This window comes from Pseudomonas kuykendallii, from assembly GCF_900106975.1.
GTDB lineage: Bacteria > Pseudomonadota > Gammaproteobacteria > Pseudomonadales > Pseudomonadaceae > Pseudomonas_O > Pseudomonas_O kuykendallii.
The window spans coordinates 351620-373038 of record NZ_FNNU01000004.1 but is presented as its reverse complement, the minus strand read 5'-3'; the positions used below and the strand labels follow the sequence as shown (position 1 = coordinate 373038).

Below are 21419 nucleotides of genomic sequence, written 5' to 3'. Positions count from 1 at the left end.
GTTCGGTTGGTGCGCGCGGCGCACCCTACGGCGCCGCGCGTCTGTGAGTTTCGGGGCGGAGGGTGTGGCCCCAGCCGCCTCCCAAATCGGTTTCAGGCCTCTTCGAGCACCACCACGCGCTGCCCGGCGCGTACCGGCGAGCCGGGTTGCACGCGGACTTCGCGGACCACGCCATCGCGTGGGGCGGTGAGCGGGATTTCCATCTTCATCGACTCGAGGATCACCAGCACGTCGCCGGCTTTCACCGCACTGCCTTCCTCGACCTGCACCTGCCAGAGATTGCCGGCGATGTGGCTGTCGATGCTGTGCAGGCCGGCCGCGAGCGGGGCGTCGTCGCCCAGCTCGGCGACCACTTCCTCGCTTTCGTAATGGGCCTGGCCGGAGGCGATCCAGCGCTGGCGTTCGGCGTCGAAGGCGGCGCGTTGCTGGGTGCGGAAGGCGTCGATGCCCTCGGCTTCCTCGTTGAGGAATCCCTGGTAATCGGCCAGGGCCAGCTCGCTGTCCTCGATGCGCAGGTCGAAGCGCCCGAGCGGGAAATCGCGGCGGATCTGCAGCAGCTCTTCGGCGCCCACCGGGTAGAAGCGGATCTGGTCAAAGAAGCGCAGCAGCCAGGGTTTGCCGTGGAATGCGCCGACTTCGCGGTAGCGGTTCCACATCTGCAGGGTGCGGCCGACGAACTGGTAACCGCCGGGGCCTTCCATGCCGTACACGCACAGGTAGGCGCCGCCGATGCCCACCGAGTTCTCCGCGGTCCAGGTGCGCGCCGGGTTGTACTTGGTGGTGACCAGGCGGTGGCGCGGGTCCAGCGGCGTGGCCACCGGCGCGCCGAGGTAGACGTCGCCCAGGCCCATCACCAGGTAGCTGGCGTCGAAGACGGTCTTGTAGACCTCATCCAGGTTGGGCAGGTCGTTGATGCGGCGGATGAACTCCAGGTTGCTCGGGCACCAGGGCGCGTCCTTGCGCACCGTGGTCATGTACTTGTCGATGGCCAGCTGGCAGGCCGGATCGTCCCAGGACAGCGGCAGGTGGACGATGCGCGACGGCACCTTGAGGTCGCGGGTGTTGCACACCGCGTCCCACTCGCCGATCACCACCGCCAGCAGGTTGGCCAGCGACAGGGTTTCCGGCTGGTAGTGCACCTGCAGCGAGCGGATGCCGGGGGTAAGGTCGACTACGCCCTTCAGGCTCTTGGCTTCCAGCGCCTGCATCAGCGCATGGCCGCGGAAGCGCAGCACCAGGTCCAGTTCCGGCTGGCCGATTTCCAGCAGCAGGTGGGTGTCGCCGGAGAGGCGGGCGACCAGGCGCTTGTCCTGGCTGCCGATGTCGAGGATCACCGGCGGCTCCAGCGGGATTGGCTGCCAGTTCACCGCGACCGCTTCCAGTCCGGCCACTTCTGCTTTGCGTGCCTTGGCCAGCGTGCGGGCGGTCTCGATGTTCACCGGCACGAAGCGCAGCTTGTCGCCGGCCTTGAGCTGGCCTAGCTGCCACAGGTCCGCTTCGATGATGGTCACCGGGCAGACGAAGCCGCCCAGGCTCGGGCCGTCCGGGCCGAGGATTACCGGCATGTCGCCGGTGAAGTCCACCGCGCCGATGGCATAGGGGTTGTCGTGGATGTTCGACGGGTGCAGGCCGGCTTCGCCGCCGCTGTCGCGCACCCATTCCGGTTTCGGGCCGATCAGGCGCACGCCGGTGCGGCTGGAGTTGAAGTGCACTTCCCAATGGGTGGCGAGGAAGGTGTCGATGTAGGCCGGAGTGAAGTATTCCGGCGCGCCATGCGGGCCGTAGATCACGCGGATTTCGCGCACGGCGGGCAAGGCGGGGCACAGCTCGGCAGGCAGTTGCGCGCCGTTGCTGGCGTCGCTCAGGGCCGGAAGGTGCAGTACGTCGCCGGCGCGCAGGGCGCGGCCCGCGTGGCCGCCGAACTGGCCGAGGGTGAAGGTGCTTTTACTGCCCAGGTATTCCGGCACCTGCAGACCGCCACGCAGGGTCAGGTACGCGCGCGCGCCGCTGCCGGCGAGGGTGCCGAGGCTCAGCGTGCTGCCGGCCTCGATCAGCAGCGCGGTGTTCATTGGGCGTTCGACGCCATCCACGCTCAGCGGAATTTCCGCGCCGGTCACCGCCACCACCGCATCGGTGTTGAAGCGCAGCAGCGGACCGCTCATGGTGATTTCCAGGCCGGCGGCGCCTTCGTCGTTGCCCAGCAGGCGATTGCCCAGGCGCAGCGCGCGGTCGTCCATCGGCCCCGACGGAGGCACGCCGACCGCCCAGTAGCCGAGGCGACCGGGGAAGTCCTGCACGGTGGTCTGGGTGCCGGCGGAGAGCACCTCGAAGGTGTTGGCCCGGTAGACCAGGTTTTCCAGGCAGCGGGTCCAGGGCGAGCCGCTGGCGAAGGGCGCGTCTTCGATGATCTGCCGCAGGTAGCCGCGGTTGGATTCCACGCCGTACAGCAGCGTGTCGGCCAGCGCCCGGTCGAGCCCGGCGCGGGCGGCCTCGCGGGTCGGTGCCCAGGCGATGAGCTTGGCGATCATCGGGTCGAAGTAGGGCGGAATCTCGCAGCCGGCCTCGACCCAGGTGTCGATGCGCAGGGCCTTGCCGTCGGTCTCGGGGAAGTCCACGGCGGTGAGCAGGCCGGGGCTGGGCTGGAAGTCGCGGCCCGGATCTTCGGCATACAGGCGTGCCTGGATGGCGTGGCCGCTGGGTTTCAGGTGCTCCGTCAGTTCACTCAGCGGCGCCAGGTCGCCGGCCGCCAGCTCGATCATCCAGCGCACCAGGTCGACGCCCCAGACCTGTTCGGTGACGCCGTGCTCGACCTGCAGGCGGGTGTTCACCTCGAGGAAGTAGAAGCGCTCGGCCTCGCTGTCGTAGACGAACTCCACGGTGCCGGCGCTGCGGTAGCTGACCGCCTTGGCCAGCTTGATCGCTGCCGCGCACAGCGCGTCGGCCATGCCGGCCGGCAGGTTCGGTGCCGGGGTTTCCTCCAGCACCTTCTGGTTGCGCCGCTGCACCGAGCAGTCGCGCACGCCGAGGGCGATGACTTCGCCCTGGCCGTCGCCGAACACCTGGACTTCCAGATGGCGGGCGCGCTGGATGTATTTCTCGATGAATACGCCCGAGTCGCTGAAGTTGTTCTGCCCGAGGCGCTTGACCGCGTCGAACGCATCGGCCAGCTCCTGCGCCGAGCGGCACACGCGCATGCCGATGCCGCCACCGCCGGCGGTGCTTTTCAGCATCACCGGGTAGCCGACCTGTTCGCCGGCGCTGAGCGCGGCGTCGAGGTTTTCCAGCAGCTCGGTGCCTTCCAGCATCGGCACGCCGTGCTGCCTGGCCAGCGCGCGGGCGGTGTGCTTGAGGCCGAACACGCGCAGCTGTTCGGGCGTCGGACCGACGAAGGCGATGCCGGCGGCCTCGCAGGCTTCGGCGAACGCCGCGTTTTCGGAGAGGAAACCGTAGCCGGGATGGATCGCCTGGGCGCCGCTGCGTTTAGCGATGTCGAGCAGCTTGGCGACGTCCAGGTAGGTGCCGGCCGCGGGGCCTTCACCGAGGCTGAAGGCTTCGTCGGCCTGGCTGATGTGCAGGCTGGCGGCGTCGGCTTCCGAGTACACGGCGACGCCGCGCACCTGCAGCGTGCGCAGGGTTCGCAGGATGCGGCAGGCAATCGCGCCGCGGTTGGCGATCAGCAGCGTGCTGAACATGAGGTGTTCCCCATGAAGGGGCGGGGCGTCCCGCCGCTATTCGGTTGACACCACGGTCGTCCGTGGTGGGTGGTATCTCTGTATTTCCTCATCCCTTCTGGACGGTGAGGGCGTTGCGTGTTCGCAGGCTGGGTCGGGCGAAGCGATACCCATCGGGACCGGCGTTGGAAAGCGATGGGTGTCGCGGGCTCAACCCATCCTCCGGTTGCCCTTTCGGGACGTTGCGTCACTCCCAGACCAGCAGCTCGGCCGCCGTGGGGTTCCAGCCGTTGCACGGGTTGTTCAGCTGCGGGCAGTTGGAGATCAGCACGATCACGTCCATCTCGGCGCGCAGTTCGACGTATTTGCCCGGTGCGGAGATGCCGTCCTCGAAGGTCAGCCCGCCTTCCGGGGTCACCGGGACGTTCATGAAGAAGTTGATGTTCGGCGCGATGTCCGGCTTGCTCAGGCGGCCGTCGTGCAGGCTGGCGCGCAGGAAGTTGTCGCGGCAGCTGTGCATGTAGCGCTTGTCGAGGGCGTAGCGCACGGTGTTGCTCTCCTGCGCACAGGCGCCGCCGAGGGTGTCGTGGCGACCGCAGGTGTCGGCGACGATGGTCAGCATCGGGTTGCCGAGGTTGGACCAGAGCACCGTGCCGGTGGTGAGGTAGACGCGGTTCTGTTTGCGCAGGGTGCGCTGGGCGTCGTAGCGCTCGCGCGGGTTGCGCGCGCTGAAGAACAGCGTGTCGACCGCCTGGTTGCCCTCCAGGTCGTGGATGCGCAGGGTCTGCCCGGCTTTCAGCTCAGTCAGGCTCGGTTCGCCCGCCGGGATGTAGGTGCGGGTGGCGGCGTCGGAATGTTTTTCGCTGGTGGTCAGGGACATGGCGGCAGCCCTCAGAGGTACAGACGTTCGGTGTTGTGGAAGCCGCGGCCGTTTTCCGGGCGCGACGTGCGGCAGAGCACGCTGATGCCATCGCTGGCGACCTGGCTCCAGCTCAGCTGGACCGGCTTGGGCGCGTACTCGGGGTTCGGGTCCATCGGGTGCTGCAGGGCGGTGAGCACCACCAGGCAGTCCATCGGCGCGTACAGCTCGATGTAGTCGCCGGCCTTGGAGTTCTCCGCCTCGAAATGGAAGTAGCCCTCGGCATCGACGCTGACCTTGCTGAACAGGTTGAGCACCATCAGCAGGTCGGCCAGGCCGAGGTTCCACTTGCCCATTTCCACCAGCAGGTTGTCCACGCCGTTGCGGAAGAAGCCGTTGCGCAGTTCCTGATAGCGGCCCTCGCCGTACTTCTCCTTCACCTCGGCGGCGTTGAGCAGGCCGCCGAAGCTGTCGTGCCAGCCGCAGGTGTCGGCGGTGATCGCCGCCAGCACGCGGCCCATGTCCGAATACAGGCAGTGACCGGTGGTCAGTTTGGCGGTGTGCTGGCACTTGAGGGTGTCCGGCAGGTTCAGCCGTTCGCTCTTCTCGGTGGCGTTTAGCAGCATCAGGCTGACGTTGGCGCCGCCTTCGAGATCGGTGATGCGCAGCAGTTGGCCGCGCTTGAGCACGAAGGAGGTATGGCCGCCGCCCGGAACGGTTTCCTGGTAGAGGGCGGGGCGCAGGGGCAAGCTCGAAGTCATGGCGATTACCTCGGGATCAGGGCCGCGGCTGAAGCGCCGGGCGACGTGACCACTGCAGCCAGCGACACCGGTTCGCGGCGGCGGCTGAGCGGGATGTTGTAGGTGATGCGTGCGCCATAGGCGCCCGGTTCGTGCGGATCGACGCGCAGCTTGTCGAAGACCAGCACGCGGCTGGCCAGGCTGAAGCCTTCGTTGAGGTCGTGGGTGACCATGAACACGGTCAGCCGGGTTTCCTGCCAAAGCTCGCGCAACAGCGCGTGCATGTCCTTGCGGATGCCCGGATCGAGCGCGCCGAAAGGTTCGTCGAGGAGCAGCACGCGCGGTTTCATGATCAGCGCCTGGGCGATCGCCAGACGCTGCTGCATGCCGCCGGAGAGCTGCGCCGGGTACTTCTCCAGCGCATGCCCGAGGCCGACGCGCTGCAACAGCTGTCGCGCCTGTTCGCGGGCTTCGGCCTTGGCACTGCCGAGCAGGCGGCCGAGCAGGGGCGCGCGCGGCAGTTCCAGGCCGAGGGCGACGTTGTCCAGCACCGACAGGTGCGGGAACACCGAGTAGCGCTGGAAAACCACGCCGCGGCTGCTGTCCGGCTCATCCGCCAGGGGTTTGCCGTCGAGGAGGATTTCGCCACGCGAGGGCCGTTCCTGGCCGAGCAGCATGCGCAGGAAGGTCGACTTTCCGCAGCCGGAGGCGCCGACCAGCGAGCAGAACTCGCCTTCCTTGATGGTCAGGTTGATGCGTTCGAGCACGGTCTGGTCGCCGTACTGCTTCCACAGATTGCGTACTTCGATCATGCCCGGCCCCCTTCGTACCAGGGAAAGGCCAGGCGGGTGAGGTGCTTGAGGCCGAGGTCCATCAGCCAGGCGAGCAGGGTGATCCAGGCGACGTAGGGGAGGATCACGTCCATCGCCAGGTAGCGGCGCACCAGGAATATCCGGTAGCCGAGGCCATCGGTGGAGGCGATCGCCTCGGCGGCGATGAGGAACAGCCAGGCCGAGCCGAGCGCCAGGCGCAGGGCGATCAGCAGGCGCGGCAGCAACTGCGGCAGGATCACCCGGAGGATCAGCGTCCAGGTGGTGGCGCCCAGCGTCTGAGCCTTGACCAGCAGCTCGCTGGGGATCTCGCGGGCGCGCTGTTCGAGGTCCCGGGCCAGCACCGGGGCGACGCCGATCACGATCAGCATCACCTTGGATAGTTCGCCGAGGCCGAAGACGATGAACAGGATCGGCAGGATCGCCAACGGCGGCACCATCGACAGCACGCCGATCAGTGGCGACAGCGGTGCGCCGAACAGCGGCAGGCTACCGGCGGCGATGCCCAGGCACAGGCCGACCAGCGCGGCGATGCCCAGGCCCATGCCAAGGCGTTGCAGGCTGGACAGGGTATCGCCCCAGAACAGGTAGTCGCCGGAGCGCTTGTCCGCTTCGAAAGCCAGCCGGTGGACGGCATCGACCATCTGCGCGGCGCTGGGCAGCAGCTTGTCGTTGGGGTTTTCCGCGAGCCTGTCCGCCGAGCCGATGAAGTACACCAGCAACACCAGGGCGAACGGCATGAGCACCAGGAGCAGCCGGCTGGGCCGATCCGGGTAGCGGTTGATCAGGCGCATGGGCGTGTCCTCGTGCGGGAAGCGGGGCGTCGTCGGGCAGGCGCGTGCATCAGCGCCTGCCGCCGTGGGTGGCGGAACGCAGCGCGAGGTGAGCCGTGGCGCCCGGGTGCCGGGCAACGAGGAAGGCGATTGAGCGGGGATCGTGCATGTAACCTCCAGTTCGTTTCGGGGCGGGCAGGAGCTGCGCGATCTGTCCCCCAAGCGTTGAGGGGCGCGCGTTCTCCCGGGCTTTTATCCCGCCGTGTAACCTCGACTGGAGGTCGCCAACTCTCGGACCAGACACTCGTCGCACCCGAAGGTGGCGAGCCGGAACCCTAGTCGGCTATTTGCAAATTGTGGTGCCGTACCCGGTGTCCTGGGCAGCTCCTGCACGCCAAGGTCAAAGCGAATGACGTGCCAACCTGGGGGCGTTCCGCACGGGCTGGGCGTTTCGCCGGCTTTCCACGCAAAGGGCAGGTTGCCATTCGTGCTCCCTAACGGTGCGCGACATAACTGGAAATCAAGATTTTGCGCCGTCACACAGCAAAATCGCCGATTCGTTGTCCAAGCTGGCAGGGAGTGAATCCCGGGTGTCGACGTCCGTCGACGCTTTCCCAGAACCGCCTGCGAATGCCACCACCGTGGTTCGTGAGCAGGTTCTCCAGCGGTCGCAGGAGGCCGCCCATGTCACTCAAAGCATTGCTGTTCGCCGTGATTGGTCTTTCGCTGGTCGGCTGCGCCTCGCCCTATGCCGACGCCGATGGCGTGCGTATCTACAGTGGCGGTGGCTACGGCGGCTACAACGTGCAGCGTTACGACTCCTACGAGTACTACCGGGCCACTCCCATCGAGCGTCGCTGGAACGATGGCCGCTATTACTACCGCGAGGATTTCCGCAACGATAATTACCGTTATCGTCAGGCACCGCCGCGTCACGATTACCGCCGGCCGCCACCGCCGCCGCGCTATTACCAGCCGCCGCGTCACTACGGTCCGCCTGGCTACGGCGGGCCGCGTCCGCACGGGCGCCCGCAGGGTGGGGCGATCCATGGCATGCCGCGCCGCTGACGGCGGCTTGGCCAAGTCGCGGGCGCAGCGGCGGCGCCTGCCTGCCGCGGTGAGCAGCGCTCGCTGTGATTTCAGAGTGCCATTGTCTTTTCACCCGCCAGCCCGCACCATTCCTCCCCCATGAAGGCGTTCGCTCAGCGGCCATCGGTCGCTTGGCGAGCCAGCGTCACTTTTTCGGGAATCCAGGCTGTGTTCAAAGGCTCCGTCAGGTTCTGCGCATGGCGTCGGCGCTGTTCGCTGACGGCGCTGCTGTGCCTGCTGATGGGCGTGCTGATCGGTTCGCTGCAGGCGGACTGGAATTTCTCCCTGATCACCGAACGCGCCGAGTCGCTGTACGGTCCTCTGGGTGCCGGGCGTGGACGGATCAATGCCTGGCAGCGTCTGCTCGAAGCGGAGGCCGGCAAGCCGGTGGATGAGCAGATGCGCGAAGTGAACGACTTCTTCAACCGGTCGCTGGAGTTCACCGACGACCGCTCGCTGTGGAACACCGAGGACTACTGGGCAACGCCGGTCGAGGCGCTGCGTGTCGGGGGCGGTGATTGCGAGGATTTCGCCATCGCCAAGTACATGAGCCTGCGTCATCTGGGGATTCCCAGCGAGAAGCTGCGCATCACCTACGTCAAGGCGTTGAAGCTGAATCAGGCACACATGGTGCTGACTTATTACGAAACCCCCGAAGCGGTGCCCCTTGTGCTGGACAACCTGATCGACAGCATTCGGCCGGCGAGTCAACGCAAGGACCTGCTGCCGGTCTATGCCTTCAACGCCGACGGTCTCTGGTTGCAGGGCGCCGCGGGCAACAAACGTGTCGGCGACGCCAAACGGCTGTCGCGCTGGCAGGACCTGCTGAAGAAGATGGAAGCCGAGGGTTTTCCCACGGACTTGCCTCAATAGGAGAAACGATGTCCCTGTTCAAACAGCTCTTGCTTGCCATCTGCCTGTTCCTGGTCGTGGCGTTCAGCGGAAGTTTCCTGGTTGGCCTGGAAAGCTCCCGCGAGCAGTACGTCAACCAGCTGCGTTCCCACGCGCAGGACGCCGCGACGGCTCTTGGCCTGTCGCTGACGCCGAACATCGATGATCCGGCAATGGTCGAGCTGATGGTCAGCTCCATCTTCGACAGTGGCTACTACGAGAGCATCCGCGTGGTCGACCTGGCCAGCGGCAACGTGATCGTCGAACGCAGCGGCACGCCGGACGTGCCCTCGGTGCCCGCCTGGTTCGTCAAGCTGATCGGCCTCGAACCGGCCGGTGGCGATGCCATCGTCAGCCGCGGCTGGGAGCAGGCGGCGCGGGTCGAGGTGGTCAGCCATCCGATGTTCGCCGTCGCTCGGCTGTGGCGCAACGCCCTCGGCAGCCTGGCCTGGCTGGCGGTCTGCGGCGTCGTCAGTTGCCTGCTCGGCGCGTTCCTCCTGCGTCGTCAGCTGCGCCCGCTCGACTACATGGTCGAACAGTCCCACGCCATCGCCCGTCGCGAATTCCTCAGCCTGCCGAACCTGCCGCGCACGCCGGAGCTGCGCCGGGTCGTGCAGGCCATGAACCAGATGGTCGAGAAGCTCAAGACGCTGTTCCAGGAGCAGGCGCTGCGCAGCGAGAAGCTGCGCGAGGAGGCGTACCAGGACAGCCTCACCGGTCTCGCCAACCGGCGTTACTTCGATATGCAGCTGCAGAGCCGCCTGGGCACCGAGGAGGAGGTCAGCCACGGCTACCTGCTGTCGCTGCGCGTCAACGACCTGGCCGGGCTGAATGCCCGGCTGGGCGGCCAGAGGACCGACCAGTTGCTGAAGGCCATAGGCGAACTGCTGCCCCACCCGATCGCATCGACGCGCAGCGACGTGCTGATCGCCCGCACCCGTGGCGGCGAGTTCGCCTTGCTGGTCCCCGGCCTGGTACGCGAGGAGGCCGAGCAACTGGCGGCCAGCCTGGAAAGCGCGCTGGCCAGCCTGCACGCAACGGGCGTCACCGATGTGTTGCCGGTCGCCAGCATCGGCCTGGCTCCCTTCAGTCCGGGAATCTCGCCGGCCACGCTGCTGAGCCAGGTCGACGAGGCGCTTACTCGCGCCGAGGGTCTGAGCGAGCGCTGCTGGGCCTGCGTGGAACTCGCCGGCGAACCGCTTCCGGGCGATGAGACCCATGCCTGGCATGCGCTGCTCGACCAGGCATTGCTGCACAAGCGCTTCCAGCTGTTCTTCCAGCCGGTGGTGGACAGTCACGAGACCGGCCGCGTACTCCATTACAAGGTGCTGTCGCGGTTGCAGGACGGCGAGGGTGCGCTGATTCCCGCGGGTCGCTTCCTGCCCTGGATCGAACGCTTCGGCTGGTCCGGCCGGCTCGACCTGGTGATGCTGGACCTGGTGCTGGCGCAAATGGCCAGCCATGACAAATCGCTGGCCCTGAATCTCTCCGGCGCGACGCTGGAGGACTCGACGGCGCTCAATGCGGTGCTGGACAAACTGGCCCACTACAGCGCCTTCGGTTCACGCCTGACGCTGGAGCTGGAAGAGAACCGTCTGCCCGACCAGGCGGGCCTGGAGCGCCTGAACAAGCGCCTGCACGACCTGGGCTTCAACCTCAGCCTGCAACACTTCGGCGGACGCTTCAGCATGATCGGCAACCTGGCGCGCCTCGGCCTCGCCTGGCTGAAGGTGGACGGCAGCTACATCCGCCATATCGACCGGGAAAGCGACAAGCGCCTGTTCATCGAGGCGGTCCAGCGCGCCGCCAACAGCATCGATCTGCCCTTGATCGCCGAGCGCGTGGAAACCGAGGGTGAACTGCAGGTGCTGCGCGAGATGGGCATCCAGGGCGTGAAGGGCCGGCTGTTCGGCGAGCCGGGGCCGTGGGTGGGCAACTGATCGCCGTCTGGCAGGGCTGAAATGAAAAAGGACGCGACCGAGGTCGCGTCCTTTTTCGTTGCGCTGGATGTAATGCCTTTCTGTCCGGCGTTGCCGTCAGATCATCCCGTCTTCTTCTTCGTTGATCAGGCTGTTCAACCCGCCCAGGGCTTCACGCGCCTGGTTGCGGTTGAGCAGCTTGGCCTGCGCCGCGGCCGGCAGATCGGTGAGGCGAATGACGCCCTTGATCATCAGCAGCTGCAGCAGGTCGTCGAGCACCCGGATCATGTCCAGGTCGCTCTGCTTGAGTTGCAGCAGGCTGGTCTCCACCGACTGGTTGGAATACCAGGCCAGCACTTCCTGATCGTCCGCCGGAAGCGTCTCGGTCATGCCAGGAAAATCGGCCGCTTCCACGCGAACCAGCTGTCCCTGCATGTCGCGTTGCACGTAAAGCATCGCTAATCCTCGTTATCGAACGGCCGATCCCGGCAGCACCCGTTGGGGTGCTGCCGGAGACCTCGTCGCTTAGTGGTCGACCTTCAGGTGTTCGCTTTGAATCAGCGAGTTGATGATCTGCGACGAGTTGGCGCCAAGGTTGCTGCTGCTCAGGTCAACTCCGTCGAGCTGGATGGTCAGGTCGGCCTTGCCGGTGTTGGCGGTGGCGCTGGCAGCGGTATCGAACTGGCCGGTGGTGCTGACCAACAGCGTGCTGATGCCGTTCTGCGTGCTCATCTGCAGGAAGTGGTCGATGGAGTCCGTGGTCTCGCCCTGCAGCAGGTCGCGCAGGTCGATGCTGTCCTTCTGGCTCAGGCTGAAGTCCTTGATGATGTCGGCAGCCGGCGACCCGATGCTGCCGGCATCGCCGGATTTCCAGACGAAGGTATCCGCGCCGGCACCCCCCCACAGTACATCGTTGCCTTTTCCACCGATGAGGATGTCGTTGCCGTCACCGCCATACAGCGTGTCGTTACCGTTGCCGCCTTCGAGGCGATCGTCGCCACCGTAGCCATACAGCGTGTCGTTGCCGTCTCCACCGCGCAGCAGGTCAGCCGCGGCGAGGGTTTCGGAGCCCTTCAGCGTGTCGTTGCCCGAGGTTCCGGTGCTGAGCACCGAGTTGCCGTTGGCCAGCGTCAGGTACTCGCTGGTGCTGGCGGAGTCGCCGTTGGGCAGGGTGCTGGTGGCGGTGAACACCAGGGTGCCGGATTCCGTACCCGTGTTGCTCAGGGTCAGCGAGCCCAGGGTCCAGCCGGTCAGGTCGACGTTGTCGTTGATCCCGGTCGACGTGTGGCTGTGGGTGCCGTCGCTGATGACGATGTCCTTGGCCAGGCCGCTGACGGTGGTGGAGGTCACCCCGGCGCTTTCCGCCAGGCCCAGGCTGAGCTTGTCGGCAGCCGAACCCCAGGCGTTGGCGATGGCGGTGTGTTCGTAACCGTTCTCGACGTTGTGGATCGCCGCGATCTGCCCGGCGCTCAGCACGCCGCTGTAGATCCGCAGGTCGTCGAGGGCGGCTGTCAGGTACTTGGTGTCCGTCAAGTCGGTCACGTTACTGCCGTTGAGGTCGAAGCGGTTGGTCGCGCCGATGGACAGCAACTGGTTGTACAGGCCGTTGAACGCCGAGTCGCTGGTCGATCCGCTGGCGTTGAGAACACCGTCGATGTAGATGTCGACGGTCGACCCGCTGTGAGTGATCGCCACGTTGTGCCACTGGTTGTCGGTCACCGAGGTGGTGCTGTAGACGCCAGCGGCGTTGCCGACCGCCAGCCCGATCTGGCCGGCGTTGTTGATCGCGCCCCACTGGATGTCGTTGCCGCCACCGTTGTGTTCGCTGCCGATCACGCTCGGCAGGTCCCAGGATCTTCCTGCGCCATCGTTGCCGCTGTCTGGCTGGGCAGCCGCCTTGATCCAGAAGGTGAGGGTGGCCGCGGCCCCCATCAGCGCATGGGTCGCGCTGGCGTCGAGGTTGATGCGGTCGCCGGTGTCGTTCAGCGAGATGTAGTTGCCGGCCCCTTCGGCGCGCGGGGTGGTGACGAAGGTCGGCAGGCCGGTCCCGCCCGAGCTGTCGCTGTCCGCCAGGGTGCCTTTGGCGCCGGTGGACTGGTTGGTCGTGACGCTGCTGCCAGGCGCTTCGTTGAAGGTCCAGAAGCCTTTCGGCGTGACGTTCAGCGTCGGGTTGACGGCATCGTTGGTCGACACCACGTCGAGGTTGACGGTAGCCGTTTCGCTCACGCCGCCGGAGGAGACGGTGTAGGTGAAGGTCGCGGCACCGTGGTAGTCGGCGGCCGGGGTAAAGGTCAGCTTGCCATCGGCGCCGAGCTTCACGACGCCGTGCTCGACGCTCACGGTGCCGTCGCTGCCGAAGGCCTTCCCGTCGATGGCGGTGATGGTCTTCGCCGCCGTGCCGAAGGTGTCGTTGGCCAGCACGTCGAGAGTGATCGGCGTGTCTTCCTTGACCGAGGCGGTGTCGTTGAAGGCGTCGGTCGCGGCGGTGACGTAGAGCGTGACCTTCGCATCGGCGGTAGCGCCGTTGGCGTCCTGCACGGTGTAGGTGAAGGTCGCTTCGCCGTTGTAGTTGGCGGTCGGGGTGAAGGTGACCACCCCGTTGACCAGCGACACACTGCCGTGCTCGGCGGATTGCACGCTCTTGAGGGTCAGCAGCGTGCCGTCGACGTCCTTGTCGTTGGCCAGCAGCGAAGCGGCACTGATGGTCAGCGGCGTGTCTTCGGTGGTCACCAGCGAGCTGGTGCTGCCACTCGCGCCGAGTACGCTGTAAGCGCTGTCGGCTGCGCCGGCGGGTTTGCTTTCCACCTTGAGAATGGCGTCGCCGCCCTGATCCCAATAGATGATCTCGACCTGGTGCGCACCGCCGGTGGCGATGGTGTAGGGAACGGTGGAAGTGGTCACGCCCTGGCTGCGGATGCCGTCGAACTTGACCACGTCTTGCCCGTCGATGCGCAGGATGAAGCCATCGTCCGAGGTGACCTTGAAGTCGTAGCTGCCCGCCGCCAGGGTTACCTGGCCGCTCAGCTTGATGATCGCGTCAGAGGTATCGCCCGGGTCCTGCGACAGGCTGCCCTTGTCGTTGCCGAGGAACTGCTGCAGGTGGTCGGCGCGGCCGAGGTCCCCACCCACCGAGCCGTAGTTGATCGACGTGGCGGTGAAGGTGGCGTTCGGCGTCTTGCCGGCGATGAACCCTTCCACCTGGGCGATGCTGGTCAGGTTGGGGTTGGCCCCATTCTGCGCATAGCCGAAGTACTGACCGGTGAGACCCAGGCTGTAGTGATCGTCCACGGCAACCGGCGCGTCGTTGGCGCCCAGCACGTTGACCGTGATGGTCTGGGTGGCGGTGCCGCCGTGGCCGTCGGAAACCGTCGCCTGGAAGGTTTCCAGCTTGGACTCGCCCTCTTTCAACGCCTGCGTGGCCGCGGCGTTGTTGTCCAGGGTGTAGGTCCACACGCCGGCGCTGGTCATGGCGATGTTGCCGTAGGTGCCGGCGGTCGATGCCAGCGACCAGGACGCGGTGGCGCCTGCATCGGCATCGCTCGAGGTGAGGGTACCGGAAACGCTGGGCTGGCCATTTCCGTTCACGCCCGCTTCGGTGACCGAACCGGTAGCCGCGGGGGCGGAGGAGGTGATCACCGGGATGTCGTTCGCCCCGTTGAGGGTGATCGCGATGGTCCGGGTATCGGTCGCACCATTCGGGTCGGTGACCGTCGCGGTGAAGTTTTCGGTGACCGATTGACCGGCGTTGAGCCCGTTGACCGCCGCGTCGTTCACCACGTAGGTGTAGTTGCCGTTGGCTTCGATGATCAGTTGCCCGTAGGTGCCCGAAGCGCTGCCGCTCCAGGTGAGCACGCTGTCATCGGCGTCGGTGGCCACCAGGGTGCCGGTGATGTTGGCGAAGTCGTCGGTCGCCGGCGTGTCATTGATGGTGCTGGCATAGGTGCCGGTAGCCACGGGCGCATCGTTGGTGCCGATGATGGTGATGGTCGCCGTGGCGGTATCGGTACCGCCATGCCCGTCGCTGACGGTGTAGGTGAAGGTGTCGGTGGCTACCTGACCGGCTTTCAGGCCGTCGAACTTGCCGTTCGGGTCGTAGCTGAAGCTGCCGTTGGCGCTCGCGACAAGCAGCGCGCCGCTGGCGAGCGTGATCGCACCGCTGGTGAGATTGCTGCCGTTGATCTGGGTGACGGTGAGCGTGTCGCCATCGGCGTCGGTGTCATTGGCCAGCAGATCGCGGTTGCCATCGGCAATCGACAGCGTGGCGTTCTCGTTGATCGTGTAGGCGGTGTTGGCGCTGGCAGGCCCGGTTCCCTTGAAGCCGGTGAGGTAGTAGTCGGAGCCGTCCCCGCTCCGGTTGACGGTATCCACGGACTCGAAGCGGATGCTGTCGAAGACCAGATCACCGGTATCGATCTGCACGGTCGTAGTGCCGCCAGTCGCGGCGCTGAAGGTGCCGCTGGCGACTACCGAGCCGTTGTACAGGGCGACCCATTGACCAATCTCGCCGCCGTTCTCGTTGGCGATCAGGTGGCTGACGGTGAACTCGGCCTGGTTGAGGTTGCCGTTGAAGTTCAGTTCGACGGATTCGCTCTTGTCGGTAGCCCGGTCGTATTCGATCTGGTTGGCGACGGCGGTGGAATCACGCGGCGTGCCGGCCACGCCGAGCGCGTTGCGATCGCCGTCCACATTCCCCGCGTAGAGGGTGCCGGGAGTGCCGTCGGCGTTCAGTGCGACCGGCGTGATGCCCAGCCCCTTGCTGTCCAGCGCATCCCAGTGAGAGGCGCTGGTGCCGCCGGCCAGTTGCCCCAGGGCTACGCTGTATGCCGCGCCGCTCGGGTCGTCCACGGCATCCGGGTTGTCGTTGACCGGGGTCGCCCCGAGGGTGACGCTGCCGGTGACGGTGGCCGTGCCATCGTTGACGCTGTAGGTGAAGTTGCCGACCGCTTGACCGCTGGTGTAGTCGGCTGGCCCGTTGTACTTGAGGCCCTGCAGTTCGGCGCTGGTCAGCGTCTGGCCGTTGGTGACGGCGGTGCCGTCGGCCAGAGTGACGCTGCCCAGGGTGGGCAGGCCGGTGACGGTGATGCTCAGCGCATCGCCGTCTACGTCGGCGGGCGCCTGGAGGCCCAGCGGAGTACCCACGCTTCCTTCCGCCACGGTCAGCGTATTGCTGCTGACGACGGGCAGGTCGTTGGTGCCGGTGACGGTGACGACGATGTCGTGCGGGGTGCCGTCGGCGCTGAGCACGGTGAAGGTTTCGGTCTTCACTTCGCCGGCCTTGAGGTACTGCACATCGGCGTTGGCGACATTGTAGGTCCAGACGCCGGCGCTGGTGATGCTCAGGCTACCCAGCGCGCCGTTGCTGGCGGTGATGCCGGTGGTTTGGAAGCTCGCCTCGCCGCTGCCGTCGAGCCCGGTGTCCGGGTCGGTGATGGTCAGGGTGCCGGTGTCGGTGAGGGTCGGGTTGCTGGCGTCTTCGGTCACCGCGCCACGGTCGTCGCCGGCGATGGTCGCGCCATCGTTGGTGCCGGTGATGGTGACGACGATGTCGTGCGGGGTGCCGTCGGCGCTGCGCACGGTGAAGGTTTCGGTCTTCACTTCGCCGGCCTTGAGGTACTGCACATCGGCGTTGGCGACGCTATAGGTCCAGGCGCCGGCGGCGGTGATGCTCAGACTACCCAGCGCGCCGTTGCTGGCGGTGATGCCGGTGGTCTGGAACACCGACTGGCCTGCATCGGCGTCGGTGATGGTGAGAGTGCCCGCGTCGGTCAGGACGGGGTTGGCGGCATCTTCGACCACGGCGCCGGTGTCGTTGCCCGCGATGAGCGGGGCATCGTTGGTGCCGATGATGGTGATGGTCGCGGTGGCGGTATCCGTGCCGCCGTGGCCGTCGGAGATCGTGTAGGTGAAGGAGTCCTTGCCGACTTGCCCGGCGGTCAGGGCGTCGAACTTGCCGTTCGGGTTGTAGCTGAAGCTGCCGTCGGCATTCACCGTGAGCAGCGCGCCGCTGGCGAGGGTGATGGTGCCGCTCAACGGCTGGCCGTTCACCGCGGTCACGGCGATGGCATCCCCATCGGCGTCGCTGTCGTTGGCGAGCAGGCTGGTGCTGCCGTTGGCGATGGCGAGGGTCCCGTTTTCGCTGAGGGTGTACGGGCTGTTGAGCGCCGCGCTGCCGCTGCCGGAGAAGCCGGCAAGGAAGTAGTCGGAGCCGTCGCCGCCGCCAGCGGCGGTGTCCAGCGACTCGAAGCGGATGCTGTCGAAGGCCTTGCCGCCAGTGTCGATGCCGAACGTTGCGTAGCCGGTGGTATTCGTCGGGTCGAGCTGGAAGGTCCCGCTGGCGACTTCCGCACCGTTGTACATCGCGACCCAGCGGCCGACTTCGCCGCCGTTTTCGTCACCGATCAGGTGGGCGACGGTGAACTGTGCCTTGTTCAGGTTGCCGCTGAAGTTCAGCACGATCGCTTCGGACTTGCCGGTGGTGGGGTCGAATTCGGTTTGCGGGGCCACCTGGCTGCCCGGACGCGTGGTGCCATCGACGCCAATGGCGTTGGCGTTGCCATCCCAGCCGCCCTGATAGAGCGTGCCGGTGCTGCCATCGGCGTTCAGCGCCACGATCGAGGTCGGGTTGCCCTTGCTGTCGACCTGGTTCCAGCGGTTGTTGCCGTAGTCGTAACCGGTGCCGGACGCGCTGAGGTTACGGTCCCCCAGCGTGACCGTGTAGGGGGTTCCGGAAATGTCGTCCACCGCGTCCGGCGGGGTGTTGATGACGATCGCGCTGTCGCTGCCCGGCGCCGACTGGTTGCCGGCGAGGTCGGTCTGGGTCGCTACGACGGTCAGCGAGCCGCCGAGGGGCGGTGCGTTTTCGGTGAAGGTGATGGTGCCGTTGTCGTAATTGAAGCCACTGAGCGGGTTGCCCTGGGCATCGGTGAACTGGGCGGTGCCATTGTCGAGGCTGAGGTTGACGGTGCTCGACGTGTTGCCGTTGGTGATTTCGAGCGTCACGGAGCCACCGGCCACCAGCTCGGCGTTGCTGACCTGCACGCTGACCTGGACGCCGTCGTTGCCGATCTCGCCGACCGTGAGTTGCCCGTCGTCCGGGTTGTTGTCGTCGACGATGACGACCGTGGGCGCGGAGGGCGCGGTGGTGTCGAGCACGGCGCTGTCGGTGGCCGGCGCGGAGACGTTGCCCGCTGCGTCGGTGACTGTCGCGGTGACGACCAGCTCGGCACCTTCCGGCGGACGGGGCACGGTGGTTTCCACCGAGCCCGCCGCGATCTGGTCGGCGGTGAGGATGATGTCCTGGCTGTTGACGCCGTCGGTAACGGTCAGCGTGTCGCCGGCTACCGCGGTTGCCGGCAGACCCACGGTGACCGCGACGGTGGTGCTGTTGCCCAGCTCGCCGTTGCTCAGGAACGCGTCGTTGTTGACGTCGCTGGTGATGACGATGGTCGGTGCATCGGTCGGCGTGGCGTCCAGCGCGGCATCGTCGGTGGCCTGCGCCGGGTTGCCGGCGGCGTCGGTGACGCTGGCATTCACGGTCAGCGGACCGTCGCTCAGGCTGCTCAGGTCGACGTTGGTGCTGTAGCTGCCGTCCGGGTTGGTGGTCGCTGTGACGGTGATGTCCGGCGTGTTCGGGTCGTTGTCGCTGATCACCAGGGTGACGGTGCGACCGCCGCCCACATCGGAGGTGCCGGTGATGGGGGCATCGCCGACGTTCGAGGCATTCAGGTCGTCGAGGCTGACGGTGATGTTGGCGATGGTGTCCAGGTTGGCGTCGTCGACCGCCTGGGCCGGGTTGCCGGCGGCGTCGGTGACACTGGCATTCACGGTCAGCGGACCGTCGCTGAGGCTGCTGAGGTCGGCCGTGGTGCTGTAGCTGCCGTCGGGGTTGGTGACTGCGGTGACGGTGATGTCCGGCGTGCTCGGGTCGCTGTCGCTGATCACCAGGGTCACGGTACGCCCGCCGCCGACGTCGGAGGTGCCGCTCAGCGGGGCATTGGCCACGGTGGCGCCGTTGAGGTCGTCGAGGGTGACGGTGAGATTGGCCTCGGTATCGACGGTATACGGGCGGTCGGTGGTCGCGCTGGCGACGTTGCCGGCTTCGTCGCTGCTGGTAACGGTGGCAATGACGTTGTTGTTCGCCGCCAGGTTGCTGCTGCTGACGTCGATGCTGAAGCCAAGGTTGCCATTGGCCAGCTGAATCACGTTGCCGTTGTAGACCACGCCGCCGATGTTCAGCGTGATGGCGTCGCCGACCCGCACGTCGCCAGCGACGGTACCGGTCAGGGTGATGGTGCCGCTGTTGGCTTCGCCGCGGTTGATCACGTCGTCCGAGGTGATCGGGTCGAGGGCGATGGAGACGGTCGGTGGAATCAGGTCCTGCGGCAGCTGGGTCTCACCGATGAAGGTGTCGTCGGCGGCGATCGCGAAGCCATCGGTGGAGGTGGGATAGCCGATGGTGGGCTGAACGCTGCCCGCCGTGGCGTCGAGAACCACGAAGCTGTGCCCGCCACCGGCATTCCCGGTGCCGGTGCCCGCAGCGGTCGGACCTGCTGCGGTGGGTTCGAAGGCTTGCGTCGGGTCAGCCCCGGCAGCGATGGCCTGCTGCAGGTCGGCGACCGACTGTTCGGTGGCGGCGACGTCCTCGGTGTACTCGGAGCCGGTCTGCTGGCTCCACTGGGTATCGCGGCCCAGATCGAGCATCCTTCCGTCGCTCATTTCCAGTGTGATCATCCCCGAAGTGCCGGTCAGCACCTGGTCGTCCTGGAATATGCGGTCACCCTCCACGAGCAGGCGGCTGGCGCCTTCGGCAGACACTGCAAAGACCTGGCCGACAACACTTTTGACGATCGCGATCACACTGCTCATGAATATGTAACTCCCGGTTATTTTCGAACTGAACGCTTCGATGCTTCCGGCATCGAAGAGTGCCCGCAGGACAACAAATAAAGATGGACAAAACACGCTGCGTCAAGTATCTGGCATGGCGTCCGCCTGCCGGGAAAAATCGCCAATGTCTTGACCAAACGAGGCCTATCCTAAAGAATCTGTTACATCATGTCACTTTGATATTAATTGCACTTCATGATCGACCGCTTCAAGCCCTGTAGGCCCTCCGAAAGTTGGGTGGAAAGGTGTACGAAGGAATGGTTTTTTGGCTGCGCGATGCGCGCCGTCACTGTCAAACAAGGAAATCATAAATGCGTCTTCCCTATTTAGCTCTGCTCCCGCTTTCCCTGGCGATCGCCGTTCACGCCCAGGCACAGACACTGACGGAAGCCGTCCAGCAAGCCATCGAGAATCACCCGGAAGTGCAGGCAGGCATCAACGGCCGTCTGGCGGCCGATTATCAATTGAAAGCGGCTCGTGGTGCATACCTGCCGTCGGTCGACATCCTCGCCGGCATCGGCCGCGAAGGCACCGACAACACCACCACCCGTTTCAACAGCAACGACAATGATCATTACCGCACCTTGACCCGCGGTGAATCCTCCATTCGTCTGCAACAGATGATCTACGACGGTTCCGCCACCCGTGAAGAGGTCGGCCGGCAGACCGCCATCGTCAATTCCCGCGCCTACGGGCTGCTCGCCACCTCCGAGCGCACCGCGCTGGACGCCATCCAGGTGTACCTGGAAGTGCTGCGTCGCGAGGAACTGGTTCGTCTGGCCGAGGACAATTTCAAGAACCACCAGCGCATCTATGACCAGATCAGCCTGCGCAGCCAGCGTGGCGTCGGCAGCACCGCAGACCGCGACCAGGCCGACGCGCGTCTGGCCCTGGCGCGCAACAACCTGATCACCGAGCAGACCAACCTGGCCGATGCGCGGGTCAACTACTACAGCGTCATCGGCAGCGAGCCGACCGATCTGAGCATGCCCAACAGCCTCAACGGCCTGCTCCCGGCGACCCTCGCCGAAGCCAAGCAGCAGATGGTCGCGACCAACCCGAGCCTGCGTTCGGCCGAGTCCGACGTGGCCGCCACCGAAAGCCAGTACGCCGCCGCCAAGTCGGCCTTCCTGCCACGCGTCGACGCCGAGGTTTCGCAGAGCTTCGACAACAACATCGACGGCATCGAAGGTCACTCCAACGAATGGCAGGCGATGCTGCGCATGCGCTACAACCTGTATTCGGGTGGCAGCAACAAGGCCACGCTGGAAGCCCGCAGCTACCAGATCAACGAAGCGCTGGACATCCGCAACAACGCCCTGCGCCAGCTCAACGAAGAGCTCGGCCTGGCCTGGAACGCCCTCGAAAACGCCCGCACGCAGAAGCCGATCGCCGAGGACAACGTCGGTTTCAGCAAGCGTGTGCGTGAGGCCTACCAGAAGCAGTTCGGTCTTGGCGAGCGCACCCTGCTCGACCTGCTGGACAGCGAGAACGAACTGTTCACCGCGCAACGCCGCCTCTCCGACGTCAACTTCATCGAGCTGATGACCCAGTACCGCATCAAGGCGACCATGGGTGACCTGCTGAAGAGCCAGGGCGTGGTCGCGCCGATGGCCTCGACCGCGATGTCCGACGTCAAGACCAAGGTCCAGCTGCCCGGCCTGAACTGATCCACCGCAGTCCCCGCCGTCCGGCGGGGACTGCACGGCTAGACCGGATTTCGTCGTTCCCCTCTGGTGTGGGTCGACGAAATGCTGGAGC

The 21419-nt window shown here is 66.1% G+C and carries 11 protein-coding genes and 1 riboswitch; of the genes, 4 read left to right on the top strand and 7 right to left on the bottom strand.

All coding sequences use genetic code 11. The features are described 5' to 3' along the window. Positions 1–92: 92 nt before the first annotated feature. The 5 genes from uca to BLV15_RS15015 all read right to left on the bottom strand — a co-directional run bounded on the left by uca (position 93) and on the right by BLV15_RS15015 (position 6894). On the bottom strand, positions 93–3692 hold the full coding sequence (uca, locus tag BLV15_RS15035) for an urea carboxylase (RefSeq protein WP_090229916.1): 3600 nt from the start codon (positions 3690–3692) through the stop codon (positions 93–95). A gap of 226 nt (positions 3693–3918) precedes the next feature. After that, positions 3919–4551: an urea amidolyase associated protein UAAP2 gene (locus BLV15_RS15030; protein WP_090229913.1), complete on the bottom strand. Its 633-nt coding sequence runs from the start codon at positions 4549–4551 to the stop codon at positions 3919–3921. A gap of 11 nt (positions 4552–4562) precedes the next feature. Beyond that, positions 4563–5291 (bottom strand): urea amidolyase associated protein UAAP1, encoded by a 729-nt coding sequence (locus BLV15_RS15025; RefSeq protein ID WP_090229911.1) that lies wholly within the window; start codon positions 5289–5291, stop codon positions 4563–4565. Between the two features lie 5 nt (positions 5292–5296). After that, positions 5297–6082, bottom strand: coding sequence for an ABC transporter ATP-binding protein (locus BLV15_RS15020; protein WP_090229908.1), 786 nt, complete (start codon positions 6080–6082; stop codon positions 5297–5299). Beyond that, entirely contained in the window at positions 6079–6894 is an 816-nt protein-coding gene (locus tag BLV15_RS15015) for an ABC transporter permease (protein ID WP_090229906.1), read from the bottom strand. Before BLV15_RS15015 ends, BLV15_RS15020 begins: the two co-directional genes overlap by 4 nt. A gap of 218 nt (positions 6895–7112) precedes the next feature. Then, a riboswitch (guanidine-I (ykkC/yxkD leader) is annotated at positions 7113–7223 on the bottom strand. Positions 7224–7557: 334 nt separating this feature from the next. On the opposite strand from BLV15_RS15015, the gene BLV15_RS15010 reads away from it, so the two are divergent. The 3 genes from BLV15_RS15010 (at position 7558) to lapD (ending at position 10793) form a co-directional block, all read left to right on the top strand. Continuing rightward, positions 7558–7941, top strand: coding sequence for a hypothetical protein (locus BLV15_RS15010; protein WP_090229905.1), 384 nt, complete (start codon positions 7558–7560; stop codon positions 7939–7941). Between the two features lie 189 nt (positions 7942–8130). Continuing rightward, positions 8131–8835, top strand: coding sequence for a cysteine protease LapG (lapG, locus tag BLV15_RS15005; RefSeq protein WP_342741565.1), 705 nt, complete (start codon positions 8131–8133; stop codon positions 8833–8835). 8 nt (positions 8836–8843) lie between these two features. After that, positions 8844–10793 carry a cyclic di-GMP receptor LapD gene (lapD, locus tag BLV15_RS15000; RefSeq protein ID WP_090229900.1) on the top strand — a complete coding sequence of 650 codons (1950 nt, stop codon included), beginning with the start codon at positions 8844–8846 and terminating at the stop codon, positions 10791–10793. 96 nt (positions 10794–10889) lie between these two features. On the opposite strand, the gene BLV15_RS14995 is transcribed toward lapD, so the two are convergent. Both BLV15_RS14995 and BLV15_RS22410 read right to left on the bottom strand, forming a co-directional pair. Next, positions 10890–11228 (bottom strand): tryptophan synthase subunit beta, encoded by a 339-nt coding sequence (locus tag BLV15_RS14995; protein ID WP_090229896.1) that lies wholly within the window; start codon positions 11226–11228, stop codon positions 10890–10892. A gap of 69 nt (positions 11229–11297) precedes the next feature. Then, positions 11298–19637, bottom strand: a complete 8340-nt coding sequence (locus BLV15_RS22410) for a retention module-containing protein (protein WP_090229893.1) — start codon at positions 19635–19637, stop codon at positions 11298–11300. A 332-nt stretch (positions 19638–19969) separates the two neighbouring features. Between BLV15_RS22410 and BLV15_RS14985 the strand changes: the two genes are divergently transcribed. Beyond that, positions 19970–21328 carry a TolC family outer membrane protein gene (locus BLV15_RS14985; protein WP_090229890.1) on the top strand — a complete coding sequence of 453 codons (1359 nt, stop codon included), beginning with the start codon at positions 19970–19972 and terminating at the stop codon, positions 21326–21328. Positions 21329–21419 lie beyond the last annotated feature (91 nt).

Bases quoted from the DNA above. Each gene is read 5' to 3' on its own strand.
- uca (WP_090229916.1), bottom strand. From the start codon at position 3,692: ATGTTCAGCACGCTGCTGATCGCCAACCGCGGCGCGATTGCCTGCCGC.
- BLV15_RS15030 (WP_090229913.1), bottom strand. From the start codon at position 4,551: ATGTCCCTGACCACCAGCGAAAAACATTCCGACGCCGCCACCCGCACC.
- BLV15_RS15025 (WP_090229911.1), bottom strand. From the start codon at position 5,291: ATGACTTCGAGCTTGCCCCTGCGCCCCGCCCTCTACCAGGAAACCGTT.
- BLV15_RS15020 (WP_090229908.1), bottom strand. From the start codon at position 6,082: ATGATCGAAGTACGCAATCTGTGGAAGCAGTACGGCGACCAGACCGTG.
- BLV15_RS15015 (WP_090229906.1), bottom strand. From the start codon at position 6,894: ATGCGCCTGATCAACCGCTACCCGGATCGGCCCAGCCGGCTGCTCCTG.
- BLV15_RS15010 (WP_090229905.1), top strand. From the start codon at position 7,558: ATGTCACTCAAAGCATTGCTGTTCGCCGTGATTGGTCTTTCGCTGGTC.
- lapD (WP_090229900.1), top strand. From the start codon at position 8,844: ATGTCCCTGTTCAAACAGCTCTTGCTTGCCATCTGCCTGTTCCTGGTC.
- BLV15_RS14995 (WP_090229896.1), bottom strand. From the start codon at position 11,228: ATGCTTTACGTGCAACGCGACATGCAGGGACAGCTGGTTCGCGTGGAA.
- BLV15_RS22410 (WP_090229893.1), bottom strand. From the start codon at position 19,637: ATGAGCAGTGTGATCGCGATCGTCAAAAGTGTTGTCGGCCAGGTCTTT.
- BLV15_RS14985 (WP_090229890.1), top strand. From the start codon at position 19,970: ATGCGTCTTCCCTATTTAGCTCTGCTCCCGCTTTCCCTGGCGATCGCC.